The 15,959-nt window shown below is 62.7% G+C and carries 14 protein-coding genes; 9 read left to right on the top strand and 5 right to left on the bottom strand.

Going from position 1 to position 15,959, the window contains the following annotated elements; genetic code table 11:
- Nucleotides 1–147 precede the first annotated feature (147 nt).
- The gene (locus ACLIKD_RS02875) at nucleotides 148–375 is read left to right on the top strand and encodes a PEP-CTERM sorting domain-containing protein (RefSeq protein ID WP_428827096.1); all 228 of its coding nucleotides are present in this window, start codon (nucleotides 148–150) and stop codon (nucleotides 373–375) included.
- Between the two features lie 215 nt (nucleotides 376–590).
- Here ACLIKD_RS02875 and ACLIKD_RS02870 read toward each other — a convergent pair whose 3' ends face one another.
- Together ACLIKD_RS02870 and ACLIKD_RS02865 are read right to left on the bottom strand one after the other, a co-directional pair.
- Nucleotides 591–1,718: an ATP-binding protein gene (locus ACLIKD_RS02870; RefSeq protein ID WP_428827095.1), complete on the bottom strand. Its 1,128-nt coding sequence runs from the start codon at nucleotides 1,716–1,718 to the stop codon at nucleotides 591–593.
- Nucleotide 1,719: 1 nt separating this feature from the next.
- Nucleotides 1,720–2,403 carry a response regulator transcription factor gene (locus tag ACLIKD_RS02865; protein WP_226418788.1) on the bottom strand — a complete coding sequence of 228 codons (684 nt, stop codon included), beginning with the start codon at nucleotides 2,401–2,403 and terminating at the stop codon, nucleotides 1,720–1,722.
- 327 nt (nucleotides 2,404–2,730) lie between these two features.
- Between ACLIKD_RS02865 and ACLIKD_RS02860 the strand changes: the two genes are divergently transcribed.
- Nucleotides 2,731–3,387, top strand: coding sequence for an EF-hand domain-containing protein (locus tag ACLIKD_RS02860; protein WP_428827094.1), 657 nt, complete (start codon nucleotides 2,731–2,733; stop codon nucleotides 3,385–3,387).
- 96 nt (nucleotides 3,388–3,483) lie between these two features.
- Here ACLIKD_RS02860 and dinB read toward each other — a convergent pair whose 3' ends face one another.
- Nucleotides 3,484–4,632, bottom strand: a complete 1,149-nt coding sequence (gene dinB / locus ACLIKD_RS02855) for a DNA polymerase IV (RefSeq protein ID WP_428827093.1) — start codon at nucleotides 4,630–4,632, stop codon at nucleotides 3,484–3,486.
- Nucleotides 4,633–4,835: 203 nt separating this feature from the next.
- Here dinB and ACLIKD_RS02850 point away from each other — a divergent pair, with 203 nt between their 5' ends.
- Nucleotides 4,836–5,033 carry a hypothetical protein gene (locus tag ACLIKD_RS02850; RefSeq protein WP_226418785.1) on the top strand — a complete coding sequence of 66 codons (198 nt, stop codon included), beginning with the start codon at nucleotides 4,836–4,838 and terminating at the stop codon, nucleotides 5,031–5,033.
- A gap of 111 nt (nucleotides 5,034–5,144) precedes the next feature.
- The gene (locus ACLIKD_RS02845) at nucleotides 5,145–5,591 is read left to right on the top strand and encodes a DUF2141 domain-containing protein (protein ID WP_428827092.1); all 447 of its coding nucleotides are present in this window, start codon (nucleotides 5,145–5,147) and stop codon (nucleotides 5,589–5,591) included.
- Between the two features lie 24 nt (nucleotides 5,592–5,615).
- On the opposite strand, the gene ACLIKD_RS02840 is transcribed toward ACLIKD_RS02845, so the two are convergent.
- Nucleotides 5,616–6,929, bottom strand: coding sequence for a sigma-54 interaction domain-containing protein (locus ACLIKD_RS02840; protein WP_428827091.1), 1,314 nt, complete (start codon nucleotides 6,927–6,929; stop codon nucleotides 5,616–5,618).
- 349 nt (nucleotides 6,930–7,278) lie between these two features.
- On the opposite strand from ACLIKD_RS02840, the gene ccoG reads away from it, so the two are divergent.
- The 4 genes from ccoG to ACLIKD_RS02820 all read left to right on the top strand — a co-directional run bounded on the left by ccoG (nucleotide 7,279) and on the right by ACLIKD_RS02820 (nucleotide 12,862).
- A complete protein-coding gene (gene ccoG / locus ACLIKD_RS02835; protein ID WP_428827090.1) occupies nucleotides 7,279–8,691 on the top strand; it encodes a cytochrome c oxidase accessory protein CcoG in 1,413 nt (470 codons plus the stop codon).
- A 206-nt stretch (nucleotides 8,692–8,897) separates the two neighbouring features.
- Complete coding sequence (locus tag ACLIKD_RS02830; protein ID WP_428827089.1) at nucleotides 8,898–9,830, top strand: ABC transporter substrate-binding protein; 933 nt, start codon at nucleotides 8,898–8,900, stop codon at nucleotides 9,828–9,830.
- 2 nt (nucleotides 9,831–9,832) lie between these two features.
- Nucleotides 9,833–12,493 (top strand): PhnD/SsuA/transferrin family substrate-binding protein, encoded by a 2,661-nt coding sequence (locus tag ACLIKD_RS02825; protein WP_428827088.1) that lies wholly within the window; start codon nucleotides 9,833–9,835, stop codon nucleotides 12,491–12,493.
- Nucleotides 12,494–12,634: 141 nt separating this feature from the next.
- Nucleotides 12,635–12,862: a hypothetical protein gene (locus tag ACLIKD_RS02820; RefSeq protein ID WP_428827087.1), complete on the top strand. Its 228-nt coding sequence runs from the start codon at nucleotides 12,635–12,637 to the stop codon at nucleotides 12,860–12,862.
- Between the two features lie 4 nt (nucleotides 12,863–12,866).
- Here ACLIKD_RS02820 and ACLIKD_RS02815 read toward each other — a convergent pair whose 3' ends face one another.
- Complete coding sequence (locus ACLIKD_RS02815; RefSeq protein ID WP_226418778.1) at nucleotides 12,867–13,082, bottom strand: RNA-binding S4 domain-containing protein; 216 nt, start codon at nucleotides 13,080–13,082, stop codon at nucleotides 12,867–12,869.
- 340 nt (nucleotides 13,083–13,422) lie between these two features.
- On the opposite strand from ACLIKD_RS02815, the gene ACLIKD_RS02810 reads away from it, so the two are divergent.
- On the top strand, nucleotides 13,423–15,933 hold the full coding sequence (locus ACLIKD_RS02810) for a sensor domain-containing protein (protein ID WP_428827086.1): 2,511 nt from the start codon (nucleotides 13,423–13,425) through the stop codon (nucleotides 15,931–15,933).
- Nucleotides 15,934–15,959 lie beyond the last annotated feature (26 nt).

Raw genomic sequence — 15,959 nt, 5'->3', positions numbered from 1 at the left:
TATATTCGCCGGGCCCGCTGATCCCTCCCGGATCGAGTACACGGGTATCCTGTCGTTCGAACACGCGTCGATCTTCTCGAACACTCCGTTCAGCATATTTGCGAAAACGGGCTCTCCTTCCTCGACGTGCTCGTGTCAGCGCCCGAAATGACCTTCACGGCGGGCGATTTTCTTTTTCTGGACTCTTACTCTGCCCTCGCCGCCCCGATAATCAGTCTGAGTGCGGGCAACATGATTCTCAACGGGGCCATAACGACATCGATACCGGAACCATCTGTTTCGATGCTTGCAATCCTCGGTTTAGGAATATGTGCCTTGTTGCGCCATCGTAAGCGGCGCGACTTGTGCCCTTTGCAATGCCGAAAATCCGTATAAAAACCGGCGGGGGCCGGGAATCGTTGGCGACTAGATGGCGGTGATCGTGAACCTCGATTGGCAGCCTTAGTCTTCAGCCATTCGCACAGAACTGAACAACGACGCGACATTCCTTGACCAAGGGCAATGCTTAAACGCTCATGGCCATGCGATCCCGAAACCACCGTCGATTCTCGACGACACCACCAAACCTACCGCATTGATTCAATGGCCTTTCAAGCCGATAGCAGCGGCAGTTCGATCACGACGACCAACCCTTCGCCCGGCATTTTCCGGGCGTAGATCCGGCCGCCGGATGCCGTGATCGCCCGCCGGGCGATGGCCAGGCCGAGACCGTAGCCGCTCCCGAAGGTGCTTCCTTCGCCGCGGAAGAAAGGCTGGAAGATGGCCTCCAGTTCGTTCTCCGGCACCCCTTGTCCCTGATCGGCGATGGTTATGTGGAGCTTGCCGTCATCCGGATAGCTGAGCTGCAGGCGCACCGTGCCGCCGTCGGGCGAATGGCCGATGGCGTTGCGCACGACGTTCTCGATGGCCCGGTGCAGCAACTCGGCGTTGGCGCTCACCTCGGCGCTCGGGCCGGGGGTGAAGGCGATGGCGATCTGGCGGGCACTGCCTTCAAAGCGCGCATCCTCGGCGATGCTGGCGAGCAGTTCGGCGATATCGACCGCTTCCAGTTCGCCGGTGACGCCCGCTTCGACGCGCGACAGCGTGAGCAGTTCGCCGATCAGCTGGTCCATCCGGTCGCCTTCGCGTTCGATGCGCAGCAGGAAATCGTCGATCCGCGCCGGCTGCTGGCGGGCTAGGCCGATCGCCGCCTGCAAGCGGGCGAGCGGCGAGCGCATTTCGTGGGAGACGTCGTGCAGCAGGCGTTGCTGGCCTTCGATGAAGCTCTGCAACTGCGCCGTCATGCGGTCGAAATCCTTGCCGAGATCGGCCAGTTCGTCGCGGCGGCCGCCCATGCCGGGCGTCACCCGGACGTCCAGATTGCCGTTAGCGGCGGCATCGAAGGCATTGCGCAACTGGCGTATCGGTTTGGCGAAATACCAGGCCAGACCGGCCGCACAGAGCAGACTGGCAAGCAGCCCGACGATCATCGGCAACACCGGCAACGGGCCGCCCGGCGGCCGGCCATGGGGTGGCGGCAGGCCGCGGGCAAACTCGGGTGGCGGCGGATGATCGGCGAATTCATGCGGCGGCGGCCCGGGGTGGTGTCTCTCGCCGATGCCCGGCACATGATTGGTAAACTGCTGGCGCTCGACCCAGAACAGCGCCCCGGTGCCGAGAATGCCGGCAAGCTGGGCCAGCCAGATGAAGACGAAAAACTTCCAGAACAGCCGCCCCATGCTATTCCCGGATCAACTGATAGCCCTGGCGGTAGACGGTCTGGATGCAGGACCGGCCGTCGGCCAGGGTGCCGAGCTTGTGGCGGATGCTCGAAAGATGCACATCGATGCTCCGGTCAAAGCGGGCGAGCGGCCGACCGAGCGCGATCTCCGACAGTTCGCTCTTGCTGACCGGGCGGCCGGCATGGCGGGCCAGGGCTTCGAGCAGGTTGAACTCGGTGCCGGTCAGGTCGAGCACGCCACCGGCCCATTCGGCGCGGCGCAACTCCGGACGGACAGTCAGATCGCCGACGACGATCGGGGCGTTGGCCGGCTCGCTGGCCGTCGCCGTGCGCCGCAGGATGGCCCGCAGACGGGCGGCCAGTTCGCGCGGCTGGCAAGGCTTGGGGACATAGTCGTCGGCCCCCAGTTCGAGGCCGATGATGCGATCGAGGTCGTCGCCTTTCGCCGTCAGCATCAGCACCGGCAGCGCGCTGACCGCCCGGATGCGGCGCAACGCCTCGATGCCGGACAGCTGCGGCATCATCACATCGAGTACCGCGATGGCGAAATCGCCGCTCAGGGCGGCGTCAACGCCGCTCGCCCCGTCGTGCACGGTGCTTACCTGAAAACCATCCTGGGCCAGGTAATCGCCGAGCATCTCGGCCAGTTCCACGTCGTCATCCACCAGCAAGACTGCCGCCATTCTTCCATCCATCGTCGCCATTTACCGGCTGCATCATAGCCAATGCAGTGGCCGGCCGGCTTTGTATTTACAGAGTTTTACCCGGCCGCGGCTGGCCGGGCGGCAAATATTGCCGCCCCCCGGAATTTGCCGCCCGAATGGCCGAAATCAGCGGCAATTTGCGAAAAACTGGGGGTACAACGATATTTTTCGCCGATTTCTTAACAAAGCTTTACTCCGCTTAACCAAAACCGCCGTCAGGTAGCGTGTTTTCGGGCCGATAACTTGCAAAAGGGAATACACCTGGCCACGGCCACGGCTTTTTCAACTCAACGCAAGGAGCGAATCATGGTGAGCAGCATCAGTCAAACATCCCAGATAGCAAGCCAGCTGTTTTCCAAGCTGGACACCAAAAATCAGGGCTATATCGAGAAGAGCGACCTGGCCTCGGCCTTCAGCCAGATCGGCGGGACGAGCAACGACGACACCAGCATCGAAGACGTTTTTGCCGCACTGGACAGCGACAGCGACGGCAAGGTCACGGAGAGCGAACTTTCCAGCGTAATGAGCAAGCTCCAGGATGAGCTTGAAAGCCAGTTCAATCAGATGCGCATGCAGGGCATGAGCGGCCAGAGTTCGCAAGGCATGAGCGGCATGCCGCCGCCCCCGCCGCCGGGCAACGATAGCGGGTTCACCAAGGAGGAACTGACGCAGCAATTGTCGGAGGCCGACAGCACCGACAGCGCGCGCAGCAGCCTGATCTCCAAGGTAGTCAGCAATTTCGAAGCGGCTGATGCCGACGGTGACGGCAAGGTGACCTTCCAGGAAGCCACGGCCTACGATCAATCAACGCAGAGCGCGACGACCAGCGATGCCAGCAGCAGCAAAACGGCCGAGAGCAGCGATGCGCAGATCATGAAGAAGATCATGGAGCTGATGCACGCCTACAGCAGCCAGACCGACACGGCATCCAGCCTGAGTTCGCTGCTGTCCGTTTCGGCCTGACGCGTTCGTCAGGCGGGGCCGTTTGTTTGCCGGCCATTGCCCGCCCGGGCAATGGCCGATTTTCTGCCCGCCCCAGGGATGCACCGGGGTGGCTCGTCAGAAGGGCAACTCAGCCTGCCCACCGGGTCGATCGCCGGCGGCTTCGGCCAGCGGCAACAAGCCGCTGGCCCGGACGCCGAGCAGCCGGATCTTCTGATCGAGCGGCACGCGCCGCAGACACTCGCCCGCCGCCTGGCGAATCAGCCGGCCATCGCTGACCCCGTTGGGCAAGGTGATATCGCGGGTCACCGAATGAAAATCGGCATAGCGCAGCTTGATGCCGATGGTCCGGCTGGCGTAACCCTTGCGCTGCAGGTCGGCCGCCACCCGCTGGCAGAGTCCGGTGAAAATCTCCGACAACTCGGCCTTGTCCTGGCGGGCATGCAGATCGCGCTCGAAGGTGCTTTCCCGGCTGATCGACTTGGGCTCCGAGGCGGTGACCACCGGCCGGTCGTCGAGGCCGTGCGCAACACGGTGCAGCCAGCCCCCGGTGGAGCGGCCGAACTGGCGCGCCAGAAACTCCGGCGCGGCGGCAGCCAGTTCGCCGATGCTGGTGATGCCGAGGCGAATCAGCTTTTCCGAGGCTTTCGGGCCGATGCCGTTGATTTTCTTGGCCGGCAGCGGCCACAGTCGGCTGGCGATATCGTCCAGGCCAAGAATGGTGATGCCGTCCGGCTTGTCGAGGTCGGACGCTATTTTGGCGAGCAGCTTGTTCGGGCTGATGCCGATGGAACAGCTCAAGCCGGTGGCGGCGAACACCGCCTGCTTGATGCGGCGGGCGAGCGGCAGCGTTTCTTCCGGAATGGCGCTGAGGTCGATGTAAATTTCATCGATGCCGCGATCCTCGATCTCCGGCGCAATGCTCGCCACCGCCGCCTTGAAGCGGCGCGAACAGTCGCGATAGGCATCGAAATTGGCCGGCAGCAGAATGGCGTCCGGCGCCAGTTGCGCCGACTTCATCAGGCCCATGCCGGAAAAGACGCCGAAAGCCCGCGCCTCGTAGGTCGAGGTGGTAATCACCCCGCGCCCGACGTAATCGCGCAGCCGGGCGAAACGCTTGGTGCCATCGGCCTGCTCGACCGGCTGATCGGTATTGCGTCCGCCGACCACCACAGCCTGGCCGCGCAACTCCGGATAGCGCAGCAATTCGACCGAGGCGAAAAAGGCATCCATGTCGAGATGAGCAATGCGACGTGTACTGTTCATAAAAACAGTATAGCGTGAAACACCGGGCTCCGCGACGCTGGCGGCGGCAGGCAAAGCGGCAGAGAAATCGCCGGCCGGCCACGCGATCTTCGCCCAGATCAAAGCACTGATTACCGCTTGGAGGATACTGACCAACACCACGCGTAAGCATTTTTCGCGAGTTTCGGGCGAGGCGATGTCCCGCCGATTTTTTGGAGAACGCCATGGCCTCCTGGGGCTGTCCACACGAAATCAACGGCAAGTGCACCAAGGTCAACAACCTGAGCTGCGATCCCGGCATGAAGGGCTGCGTGCTGGCCGGCCGCTATGTCTTCGCCGGCAATGAAGAGAAGAACAAACGCCTGCGCGAAAAACAGGCGCGTCAGGCGGCGGAAGACAAGAAGCCGGATCAGTCGGCCTGACGCCGGCGGGAAATCCGGATGGTGCCGGCAATGCCTTTCTGAACCGGCCGCCCATTGACCGCGACCGTCAATGCCAAGATGATGGACATCCCCCCAACCGGACTGAGCCCGATGCAAATGCCACCCATCTACCGCCTGCCGATACAGGGACTGCTCCTTGGCTGCCTGCTTGGCGTCGGAGCGGCCCTGGCCGAAGAGAGCAAGGTCGTCGTCACGCTGAAGGACGTTCGGGAGACCAGCGGCAATCTGCGCGCCTCGCTTTATCGCGACCCGGAAACTTTCCGCAAGGAAGACAAGGCGGTGCAGGTCGTTTCGATCCCTGCCGTCAAGGGCGACGCCCAGTTGGTTTTCGAGGGTTTGCCGCCGGGCCGCTACGCCATCATGGCCTATCACGATGCCAACCAGGACGGCAAACTGAACCTCCGCCTCGGCATGTTCCCCGTCGAAGGTTACGGCCTGTCCAACAACCCCAAGGTTTTCGGCCCGCCGAAGTTCGCCGACAGCGCCTTCGAGGTGGCCGGCGGCGAGACTGCTGTCAATATAAACATTTCCTACTAAACCGAATTCAGGCCGCGCCAGGCCTCAGGTGCGGCCGGCCAGTTTGCGATACAAGGTCCGCTGGCTGACCCCGAGTTGCCCGGCCAGGGTCGCCGGGTCGCTGCCCGGCCGGGTTTTCGCCCAGTCGATATAGAGCCGCTCGAGACTGACCAGATCGACGATCCCGGACAACTGAAAAGCATCGCCGGACTTCGCCGGAGCCGGCGGCAGGTCATCGGCCATATCGGCCAGGTGCGGCAAATCGATGATGTCGCCATCGGCCAGCAGCGTGGCGCGTTCGATCAAGTTGCGCAGTTCGCGGATGTTGCCGCTGAACCGCCGAGTGGACAGCCAGAACAGTGCGGCCGCCGAGAATTTCCGCTTGCTTTTGCGGTCTACCCGCTCGAGCAGGGACATCGCCAGTAGCGGAATGTCGTCGGCCCGCTCGTGCAGGGCCGGTGTGCGAATCGGGAAGGTGTTGATGCGGAAGTAGAGGTCGCGGCGAAAGGTTTCGGCCTGAACCATCGCCCGCAGATCGCGGTGGGTGGCGGTGATCAGCCGGAAATCGGCAGGCAGCCATTCGAGTCCGCCGACCCGCCGGTAGGTGCCGGTTTCCAGCAGGCGCAGCAGCTTGACCTGCAAGGAAAGGGGCAATTCACCGATTTCATCGAGGAACAGGGTGCCGCCGTGGGCCGCCTCGACCAGTCCTTGCTTGCGGTGTGTCGCGCCGGTAAAGGCACCTTTTTCGTAACCGAACAATTCGCTCTCAAACAGGCTTTCGGTCATGCCGGCGCAGTCCACCGCCACGAACGGCCCCTCATCGCGCGCGCTGGCCTCATGAATGGCGTGGGCGACCAGTTCCTTGCCGGTACCGGTTTCGCCAAGCAGCACCACCGCCGCATCGGAATTGGCAACGCGCAACACCTTTTCCAGCATCGCCACGAACGCCGGCGAACGCCCGACCAGCCCCTGGGCCGCCGGCCCGCTGCTGGCCTGGCGGACGACGCGCATGGTTTCGACAAAGTAGGCAATCTGCCCCTGATCGTCGCGGATCGGCGTCGTTTCGACATCGACATGTTCTTCGCCGCGCGGCGTGTGATGCACATGCAGGACCCGCTGCGGCGCACCGGACTCGAGGCTGAGCTTGAGCGGACAGGATTCGCCGGCTTGGTCGCACGGCACGGCGAAGCGATGCGACACCTCGTAACAGGTGCGCCCGGCAATCGCCTGGCCGCCCCCGAAGTCGCGAATATAGGCGGCATTGGCCGCGACGATCCGGTATTCGGCATTCATCACGATGCGCGGCTCGGGCAGGCCATCGAGAAAGGAAAGCAACTCACTGAGAAAATGCGCAGTCATGCCAGATTCGACACCATTGACAAATAGATGCGACAATACTGACACAGCGTCGCCTGAAACAACAGCCAGCAAACCGTAAATATCAGATAACAAATTGATTTATATGCGAATTACCAAACACGCAGAAGCAGGCACGCATCTTGTTAATAAGTAAGCAGGAAACCGGTGATAATCTCCAGCCCATAGCGCTCTCCACCCATTTTGGGCTGGCGATGGTCAACCGGCATGTGGTCTGGCGGCATTTCCCCCTTAGTTCGCCCCGCAGGCATGCTTGATGCAGCCAGGCCACAAAAGGTCCCGTTAACACCGGTTTCCAACCTTTTCGATTTGTCGCCAAACAAGAGAATCAATGAGCCAGCCCGAACCTAGCCAGCAACAAGTCCCGCCCAGCCCCGTCTCGTTCTACGAAAAACACAAGGTCATCTACGCCAAGGGCGTGCGTGGCTTTTTCGACAACTGGCGGATTGGCCTCGTCATCTTCACCCAGCTCATTTTCTATGTGACCCCGTGGCTGCAATGGAACGACCGTCAGGCCGTCCTGCTGCACCTGGTCGAGCGCAAGTTCTACATCTTCGGCGTGGTGTTCTGGCCGCAGGACGTCATCTATCTGTCGGCCCTGCTCATTGTCTCGGCCTACGGCCTGTTCCTCGTCACCGCCATTGCCGGCCGCCTGTTCTGCGGCTACGCCTGTCCGCAGACGGTCTATACCCAGATGTTCATGTGGATCGAGAACTGGGTCGAAGGCGCCCGCAACGATCGCGTCAAGCTCGACAAGGCGCCGCTCGATGCCCGCAAGATCCGCATCAAGGGCACCAAGCACCTGCTCTGGCTCCTGCTCTCGTTGTGGACCGGTTTCACGCTGGTCTGCTACTTCACGCCAGTCAGCGAACTGATCGAATCCGTCCGCACCGGCAACCTGAGCGGCTGGGAAACCTTCTGGATCTTCTTCTACGGCGGCTTCACCTACCTGATGGCCGGCTTCATGCGCGAACAGGTGTGCAAGCACATGTGCCCGTATGCCCGCTTCCAGAGCGTGATGTTCGACCCGGATACGCTGATCATCACCTACGATCCGCAACGCGGCGAAACCCGCGGCGCCCGCAAGAAAGGCGTCGATCCGAAAGCCGCCGGCCTGGGTGACTGCATCGACTGCGGCCTCTGCGTCCAGGTCTGTCCGACCGGCATCGATATCCGCAACGGCCTGCAATACGAGTGCATCGGCTGCGCCGCCTGTATCGACGCCTGCGACCAGGTGATGGACAAGGTCGGCCTGCCGCGCGGCCTCGTCCGTTACTCAACTGAAACGGCGATGGCCAGGCACCTGACGCGCAAGGAGATTCTCAGCCATATCGTCCGGCCGCGCATCCTGCTCTACACCTTCATTCTCGCCATCATTCTCGGCCTGACGGCCTGGTTCCTGGCGCACCGCATCCCGCTCAAGGTCGACATCATTCGCGATCGCTCGACGCTGGCCCGCGAAGCCGACGACGGCCGCATCGAGAACGTCTATACGCTGCAGATCATGAATACCGAAGAGCAGGCGCACCGCTACACCATTACCGTCGAGGGCCTGGAAGGCGCCGAACTGGCCGACGGCAACACCGTCGAAGTCCCGGCCGCCACGCTGCAGTCCTACATGGCCGTCGTGCGCGTTCCGCCGGAAGCCGGCAAGAAGGGGGCGAATCCGATCCATTTCGGCATCGTTGCCCAGGAAAACCCCGACATCAAGGTGCGCGAGAAAGCTTCTTTCCTGCTGCCCTGAGGCCAGCCGGAAGACGTCAAGAAAGCGGGAGCCGGTCTCCCGCTTTTTTTCGTCCACCGCCCGCCGAACGGCCGACGGCTCGGGACACCGACGGCGACTGGTCATCTTTGCTATAGTGGCCATCATTCGCCCGCCGCAGAGATGTCGAGACAATGCTCTCGTTCCCCCCAACAAGCCTTCCTCGCCGCCAGCTCTTGCGTAGTTTGATGGCCTTGCCGCTGCTGCCGGCCGTGGCCGGCTGCAAGCCGACGCCACCGCTGACCGTCGCCAGCCATGTCTGGCCCGGTTACGAGTTGATGTTCCTGGCCCGCAGCGAGGGATGGCTCCCCGGCGAGGCGCTCCGGCTGCTTGAAACCCGCTCGGCCACCGACTCGATTGCGGCCTTGATGGAGCACCGCGCCGAAGCTGCCGCGCTGACGCTGGACGAGGTCTTGCGCGTTCGGGCCGGGGGAATCCCTCTGACCGTCGTTCTGGTTTTCGATATCTCGGCCGGCGCCGACGTCGTTATCGCCAAGCCCAATATCCGCCAGTTGGCCGATCTCAAGGGCAAGGTCATCGGCGCCGAGACTTCGGCGCTCGGCGCCCTGATACTGATCAGGCTGCTCGCCAAGGCGGGGTTGACCAAGGACGACGTCAGCATCTTGTCGCTCACCCCGGACAGCCATTTTGATGCCTGGCACGATCGGCGCGTCGATGCCCTGATCACCTACGAACCGACGGCCAGCCGCCTGCTCGCCGAAGGCGCGAAACGCCTGCTCGACAGCCGGCAGTTTCCGGAAACCATTTTCGACGTCCTGGCGGTGCGCAGCGATGCCGCATACCAACATGAAGCCGCACTCCGGGCGCTGATCAGCGGACATCTTCTCGGTATCCAGCGATTGCGCCAGAGTCCCCAGGATACGGCCTACCGCCTCGCCGGTCGCCTGGCCCTGCCCGGCGACCGGGCCCTGCAGACCTTTCGCGGACTTCAGCTGCCAAGCCTCAGCGAGAACAAAAGCCTGCTCGTTCCGACCGGGCGCCTGCTGGCGGCAAGCCGGGAACTCAACACACTGATGCTGGCCAACGGCCTGCTTGCCAAGGCGGACAATCTGCTCGACCTGGTCAGCGACGCCTATCTGCCGGACCAGGAAAGCGCCTGAACATGCGTCGTCTCACCTTCGTCGCCGTGCTCCTGCTGCTCCTGCCCGTCGTCGGCATGGCCGAGGAAGTATTGCGCCTCGGCCTCTTCGCCAACCGTTCGGCCGACCAGCTGGCCAGGCAATGGCAACCGTTGGCCGATTATCTTGGCCAGGCCATTCCCGACCACAAGATCGAGTTGCGGGTGATGAGCCAGGATGAAATGGATGCCGCCCTGCGCAAAAACGAACTCGATTTCGTCATTACCAATCCGACCCATTTCATCCAGTTGCGCGAAGCCAACAGCATGACCGGCGCCCTGGCCACGCTGTCGCGAATGGAGGACGGTATTCCGGCAGCGGCCCTCGGAGGCGTCATCATTCGCCTGAAGGAGCGCGGCGACATTCGCCAGCTGGCCGATCTGCCCGGCAAGAAAATCGCCGCCCCCGGCCCCACTTATCTGGGCAGCTATGTCGCACAAAAAGTCGAACTGGCCCGCCAGCAAATCGAGATCGACGATGCCGACGTCACGTTCACCGGCCTGCCGCTCGACCTCGTCGTCGACGCCGTACTGAGCGGCAAGGCCGATGTCGGATTTGTCCGCACCGGCACGCTGGAAAACATGATCAAGGAAGGAAAACTGGCACCGGACCGGATGGTCGCGATCAACGTCCAGCCCTTTTCCGGCTTCCCGCATGTCGCATCGACCCGCCTCTACCCGGAATGGCCCTTTCTCGCCATGCCGCATGTCGATCAGCAGGTGGCGCGCCAGGCCGTCGTCGCCCTGCTCGCCCTCGACCACGACCACCCGGCGGCCCGGGCGGCCGGACTGGAAGGCTTCAACGTGCCGGCCGACTACTCGCCGGTCGCGCAGGCGATGCGCACGCTGCGCCTGCCGCCCTTTGCCGCACCGCCAAACTTCACCTGGCAGGATGTCTGGCAGCGCTATCACAATCTGCTCGTGACTTTCGCGCTGGCCGCGCTGGCCATTGCCTTTCTCGCCACCCGGCTGATCGTCAGCAACCGCAAACTGGCGCGCTCCCAACAGGAGATCGCCCATTCCGCCGCCACCCTGGCCCAGGAGCGCAGCATTCTGAAAACCCTGATCCAGACACTGCCCGATCTCGTCTGGCTGAAGGACATGAACGGCGTCTATCTGGCCTGCAATCCGATGTTCGAGCAATTTTTCGGGGCTCGCGAAGAGGCCATCGTCGGCAAGACGGACCATGATTTCGTCGCAGCCGAACTTGCCGATTCTTTCCGGGAAAACGACCGCAAGGCAATCGCCGCCAACCGCCCGAGCATCAACGAAGAGTGGGTAACCCTGGCCAGCGATGGGCGCCGGCTCCTCCTCGAGACTACCAAGGTCGCGATGCTTTCCCCCGATGGCCAACCGATCGGCGTGCTCGGCGTCGGCCATGACATCACCGAGCGCAAACGGACCAACGACGAACTGGAGCAGCACCGTCACCATCTGGAGGAACTGGTTCATCAGCGCACCGTCCAGTTGAAGGAGGCGCGCGACAGCGCGGAAGCCGCGAACATCGCAAAAAGCAGCTTCCTGGCCAACATGTCGCATGAAATCCGTACGCCGCTCAATGCCATCACCGGCCTCGCCTATGTCATGAAGCGCAGCGGCCTGACCCACGAGCAGGCCGAACGCATCGACAAGATAGACCGGGCCGGCCAACATCTGCTGGGGGTGATCAACAACATTCTCGATCTGTCGAAAATCGAGGCCGAGAAATTCTCCCTGGAAGAGATCGATTTCTCGCTGGTCAGCATTTTCGCCAATGTCACGTCGATCATCGCCGACCGGGCCCACGGCAAGGGCCTGGCCCTGCGCGTGGCAGCGGGCATTCCGGCGCAGCGGCTGCGCGGCGACCAGACCCGGCTGCAACAGGCCCTGCTCAACTACACAGCGAACGCCATCAAATTCACCGAACACGGTTCGGTCACCCTCGGTTGCGGCATCGTCGAAGAATCCGAACACACCGCGCTGCTGCGGTTTACCGTCAGCGACACCGGCATCGGTATCCCGCCCGACATGCGGGACAGGCTGTTCGAGGCATTCGAACAGGCCGACAGCTCGACCACCCGGAAATATGGCGGGAGCGGCCTGGGGCTGACCATCACCCGCAAGCTGGCCCGCTTGATGGGAGGCGACGCCGGCGTCGACAGCACGCCGGGCAGCGGCAGCACGTTCTGGTTCACGGCGCTGCTGACCAAAATCGACAATGCCGGCCAGGCGCAGCCCGACGCCCGCCCCCTCGACCGCAACGCCGCGCTCAACGCCCTGCTCCGCGACCATGCCGGCCGCCGCGTGCTGCTGGCCGAAGATGAACCGATCAATCGGGAAATTGCCCAGGAACTGCTAAGCGAGGCCGGACTGGTCATCGACCTCGCCGAAAATGGCCGGCAGGCGGTCGAACACGCCAGTGCCCGGCCTTATGCCCTGATCCTGATGGACATGCAGATGCCGGAAATGGACGGCCTGGAAGCAACCCGGCAGATCCGCCGCTTGCCGGCCGGTGCCACGCTGCCGATCCTGGCCATGACCGCCAACACCTTCGCCGACGACCGGGGACGCTGCCTGGAAGCGGGGATGAACGACTTCATCGCCAAGCCGGTGGAGCCGGAGACGCTCTACGCCACGCTGCTCAAATGGCTAAGCCTGCGGCCGTGAGACGAGCCGCACTGCGCTGACAACGGCCGACCAGGCGGCGGGAACAAACTCGGCGAAGCGCTGAACCATTCCCCATCGACCGGCATCCAATCGATTAAGCCTGTAGACTGCGGCCCAATACAGAATAAGGAGGGGGAAACCATGACAACACGAAATGAGCGACGCGCCATCGACGACCGGCGCCTCCGCGACGACGGCCCTCCGCTCGGCTGGATGGACAGGCGCCGCAGCACCGAACGCCGGATCCCGATGATCGACGAGTTCGAAGTCTCGGAAGCCGAATGGCTGCTCTATTTCGGTACCACCAAGCGCCCCGAAACGGCCGTCCATGATGCCTCGGCCGAGGTCCTCGGGCGCGCCCGCGACTGAAGACTTACTCGGCGACCAGTTCCACCGTTTCACCGGCAAACGTCACCGACTGGCCGGGCCGCAATTTGGCTCGTTTTCGGGTATCCACCACCGCATCGACGCGGACCCGTCCTTCGGCGATCGCGGCATGCGCAGCGCCGCCGGATTCGCACAGGCCGGTGGCCTTGAGCAGTTGATCGAGCTGGATGTATTCACCGCGCACGGCAAAGGGGATGGTCATGGGTCGCCTGTCAGTATCGGATGCCCCGGCCATGGCCGATGGCCGCCCGGGAGCAAGGGTTTGTTCAAGGCCGGCAGTCAGCACGGCGCCGGACAAACCCGTTTTTTCAAAGTACGCATTGTATAGGTTCTTCATTTTGCCTGTCCGCCACGCGGCAACACGCCCCATCAAGGTGCATGCCACCGGGAAAGCGCACCAGCAAAGCGCCCCGGCGTCATAAACCCCCGATTTAGGGCAGGTACGCTACTTGCTGCAGTTCTGATCAATCCATTCGGTAATACCTTTCCCCGTGCATTTTCGTCCCAAACGCCAAGACCCCAGCGCTAGCCCAAGCAATCCAGTGAACCATTCAAGAGTCCTCGACACCCTCGTCAAGAATCTCGAAGGCATGGCCTACCGCTGTCTTCACGACCGCCACTGGACAATGATCTTCGTCAGCCAGGGCTGCCAGGAACTCTGTGGTTACGCGCCGGCCGACATGGTTGAGAACAACACCGTTTCATGGGAGGAAATCACCCATCCCGAAGACCGGCCACGCATCCGCCAACAGATCGAAGCCGCCGTCCGCAGCGGTCAGCGCTTCGCCGTTCAGTACCGGATCGTCACCCAGACAGGGCAGGTCAAATGGGTCGCCGAGCGCGGTATCGCGATCCACGACGAACAGGGCGAAGTGGCGATCGAAGGGTTTATCGAGGACATTACGGCCCGCCGGGCGACGCTGGAAGCGCTCGGCGAAGCCGAACTGCGCTACCGCCACATTTTCGAGCACGCCTCCGAAGGTATCTTCCAGTCCACCCGCGACGGTCGCTATCTCGCCGCCAACCCGGCCCTGGCCAGGCTCTATGGCTACGAAAGCGCCGCCGAGCTGATTGCCGACCTCGGCGATATCGAGCGCCGCCTGTATGTTCTGCCGAACCGCCGGCGCGACTTTCTCCACCAGATCGAAACACACGGTGCGGTGCTCAACTTCGAATCGGAGGTATACCGGCGTGACGGCTCGCGCATCTGGATTTCCGAAAACGCCCACACCGTGCATGACCCGAAGGGCGAATTCACCTGTTACGAAGGCACCGTGCAGGATATTTCGGAACGCAAGAAAACCGAGGCACACCTGCGTCTACTCGCCATGGTCTTCTCGAACAGCAACGAAGCGATCATCGTGACCGATGGCGACAACCGGATCGTCGCGACCAATCCGGCCTTCAGCGTCCTCACCGGCTACCAGCCGGAGGATGTGATGGGTAAGAACCCGCGCGTCCTGTCGGCCGGCACCACGCCGCCGGAAGTGTTCAAGGAGATGTGGACCAGCCTGCAGCAGGATGGCGCCTGGCAGGGCGAATTGTGGGATCGGCGCAAGAGCGGCGAGGCTTACCCCAAATGGCTGTCGATTTCGCTGGTCCGCGACGAAGCGGGACAGGTGCGCAACCACATCGGCAGCTTCATCGACATTTCCGAACTCAAGGCGACGCAGGAACGCATCCGCCATCTGGCCCATCACGACACGCTGAGCGACCTGCCCAACCGCTACAGCCTGCAGAAAAAGCTTGAACAGGCAGTCGCCATCTGCAAACGGAACCACATGCAGATGGCGCTGATGCTGATCGATCTCGATCGCTTCAAGACCATCAACGACACGCTCGGCCACCAGGCCGGCGACGAATTGCTGATCCAGGTCGCGCAACGGCTGAACGGTGCCGTGCGCGAAAGCGATATCGTCGCCCGGCTGGGTGGCGACGAATTCGTCGTTGCCCTGCCCGGCATCAGCTCGCCGGCCGATGCCGCCCATCTGGCCGACAAGATCGGCCGGGAAATATCCCTCCCCTATCAGATCAACGGCCAGGAGCAACGCACCACGCCGAGCATCGGCATCTGCCTGTACCCGGGCGACAGCACGGAAATCGGCGACCTGCTGAAAAATGCCGACGTCGCGATGTATCACGCCAAGGCCAAGGGCCGGGGCAATTTCCAGTTCTTCACCGAAGACATGAATGTCGCGACGACCGAGCGCATGAGCATCGAGGCCGACCTGCGCCTCGCCTTGGCGCACGGCGAGTTCCTGCTGCATTACCAGCCGCAGCTCGATTTGCGCAGCGGCACCATTGTCGGCGTCGAAGCCTTGATCCGCTGGCAGCATCCGACGCGCGGCCTGGTCCCGCCGGGCGACTTCATCCCGATTGCCGAAGAAAGCGGCATGATCGCGGCGATCGGCGACTGGGTGCTCGAAGAAGCCTGCCGCCAGCTCAGCATCTGGCAGCAAAAGGGAATCTCCCACCTTCGCATGTCGATCAACCTGAGTTCCGGACAATTTCTCGACAAGACGCTTCCCATCCGCATCCATGAACTGCTGGCCAGCAACAATCTGAGCGCCCATCTGCTCGACCTGGAAGTCACCGAATCGATGTCGATGGCCTCACCGGACGAGTCGATCAGCGTCATGAAGACGCTGAGAAGCAGCGGCCTGACCCTGTCGATCGACGATTTCGGGACGGGCTACTCGTCGCTGGCGTATCTCAAGCTGCTGCCGATCAATACGCTGAAAATCGACCGCTCCTTCGTCAAGGACATCGAATCGGACCCGAACGACGCGGACATTTGCGACGTCACCGTGCTGCTCGCCCACAAGCTCGGCCTGGAAGTAGTGGCGGAAGGCGTCGAAACCGAAGCGCAGTTGAAGTTCCTGCTGAGCATCGGCTGCGAAAAAATCCAGGGCTATCTGATCAGCAAACCGCTGGCCGCCGAGCAGGCCGAACAGTTCATCCGCAACAACCGGCCGATGGCCGACCTGGGAACCATCGACTTGTGGTCCTCGGCCGAACCGTCCGAACTTGTCCCGGACCACGCCAAGGCGTGACCGGCCAGCCGGCGCGGACCGATCGC

Origin of the sequence: Azonexus sp. IMCC34842, assembly GCF_050368855.1 — a bacterium.
GTDB classification, from domain to species: Bacteria; Pseudomonadota; Gammaproteobacteria; order Burkholderiales; family Rhodocyclaceae; genus Azonexus; species Azonexus denitrificans_A.
Note: the sequence above shows the minus strand (reverse complement) of the source record. Positions and strands in the feature narration are given on the sequence as shown.